This window comes from Chromobacterium indicum, from assembly GCF_039708975.1.
Lineage (GTDB): Bacteria > Pseudomonadota > Gammaproteobacteria > Burkholderiales > Chromobacteriaceae > Chromobacterium > Chromobacterium piscinae.
Genome location: NZ_JAYFSJ010000036.1, coordinates 1 through 2197, shown reverse-complemented (window position 1 = coordinate 2197; position 2197 = coordinate 1). Strand labels below are relative to the sequence as shown.

The 2197-nt window shown below is 65.2% G+C and carries 2 protein-coding genes; both read left to right on the top strand.

What is annotated here, in order from left to right:
- A partial coding sequence (locus tag VA599_RS24090; protein ID WP_346791016.1) for a type VI secretion system Vgr family protein occupies positions 1-1794 on the top strand: 1794 nt, incomplete at its 5' end.
- A gap of 3 nt (positions 1795-1797) precedes the next feature.
- A partial coding sequence (locus VA599_RS24085) for a hypothetical protein (RefSeq protein WP_346791015.1) occupies positions 1798-2197 on the top strand: 400 nt, incomplete at its 3' end.

Sequence of the window (2197 nt, the reverse complement as noted above, 5' to 3'; positions counted from 1 at the left end):
TACGACGCCCCCGGCCTCTACTACGCCAGCGACGCCGACCAACTCAGCCGCTATGCCCAGCTGCGCCAGCAGGCTCACGACCTACAGGCCAAGACCTTTACCGGTTCCGGCGCGGTGCGCGGCCTGCAGGCCGGCGCATGGTTCCGGCTGGACGACCACCCGGCGCACCAGGGCGACAGCGCGGAACAGCGCGAATTCGTCGTCACCGGCCAACGCATCCAGGCCCGCAACAACCTGCCCGGCGACCTATCCCAGCAGCTGCAGGCCATCGCCCCAGGTTTGGGCCTGCAGGCGGCAGACCCGACGGCCGCGCCCTATCAGACCGAATTCCAGGCGCAACGGCGCGGCATCCCGCTGACGCCGGCCTATGCCGACACCCCGCACGCCAAGCCGACCAGCCAGGGCACCCAAACCGCAACCGTGGTCGGCCCTGCCGGCGAAGAAGTCCATACCGACGAACACGGCCGCGTCAAAGTGCAATTCCACTGGCAGCGGCCGGAGGAACACCCAACCATCGGCGCGGGGATGGATGACAAGTCTTCCTGCTGGCTGCGCGTGGCCATGCCTTCAGCCGGCGCGGCGTGGGGGCATCAGTTCATTCCGCGCATCGGCCAGGAAGTGCTAGTCAACTTCATCGAGGGCGACATCGACCGCCCCTTGATTACCGGCGTGCTGTACAACGGCAGCCATCCGACGCCGACATTCAGCGGCGCCGGCAGCCTACCGGCCAACAAGACGCTATCCGGGATCAAGTCGAAAGAGCACCAGGGCGGCGGCTACAACGAACTGCTGTTCGACGACACGCCGGGCGAAGTCCGCGCCAAGCTTTCCAGCGAACCGGGCAAGACCCAGCTGAATCAGGGCTTTCTGACCCACCCGCGCAGCGACGGCAAGGCCCAGCCACGCGGCGAAGGCTTCGAACTGCGCACCGACAACCATGGAGCCATTCGCGCCGCGCACGGCCTATTGCTGTCCACCGAGGCGCAGAACGGCGCAGGCGGCAAGCAACTGGCGCGCGAGCATGCGCAAAGCCAGATCAACAGCGCGCTGAGCCTGGCGCAAGTGCTGGGCGAAACCGCCGCCGGCCAACTGGCCGACACCATGGAAACCGGCCCGGATGAAATCGACCCGGACAACGCCAAGGACGGCGCGAAAGAAAAAGGCCACCTGGCGCACCTGGCCAGCGCGCTGAAGGCGTGGGAAGCCGGCACCAACACCAACACCAACGGCGGCGGCGAAGTACCAGGCCAGCAACCCGTCATTATCCTGTCGGCCCCGGCCGGCATCGCCAGCCTGACAGAACAGAGCCACACCCTGGCCGCCGGCCAAAATCTGGATCTGATTGCCCAGCGCGACAGCAACCACACCACCGGCCGGCGCTGGCTGCACAATGCAGGCATGCATATCAGTCTGTTCGTCGCGGGCGTCAAGGACAAGGTGGCGTTCAAGCTGATCGCGGCGAAAGGAAAGGTGCAGCTGCAGGCGCAGAGCGACGCCATGGAGCTGACCGCCGACAAAGACTTGACCATCACATCGGCCAAGCAAAAGATTCACGCCAACGCCAAGCAAGAAATCCTGCTGACCAGCGGCGGCGCCTATGTCCGGATCAAGGATGGCAAGATCGAACTGCACGCGCCCGGCAACGTCAGCATCAAGGCCGGCAAACACGATTGGAGCGGGCCGGATCAGATGGGGCCGCCCTTACCGCAATTCCCCAACAATGTCTGCATTCCCTGCCTATTGAAAGCGATGGCCGCGCGCAGCCCGGTCGCCCTCACCACGCCCGGAGCCTAAGCCATGTTCCTGCAGAATCACCACGCCCCGGAATTGCTGCCGCAGTTGCATCAATGGATGGCCAGAAACGAAGACGGGCATTACTGCTGGCTGATGGATGGCAGCCAGCTCGACGCCAAGGAAAAGCGCTGGCTGCTGCGCCATGGCCAGCCCTGGCAGCGCGCGCTTGATGACACCCCGATGGCCGAACTGGAAGACTTCGGCCCGCTGATCTGGACACAGCCGCTGCATCTAGAAGAATGGTGGCCGGACTGGCTGGCCATCACGTCCGGCCGCCCACTGCTCAGCGTGGTGGAATTCCGCCACGCCGTCCCGGATAACGTGTTCTGGCACTGGCTCAGCGACTTCCGCACCGACGACGGGCAAAAGCTGCTGCTGCGCTTTGCCGACACTCACACGCTGG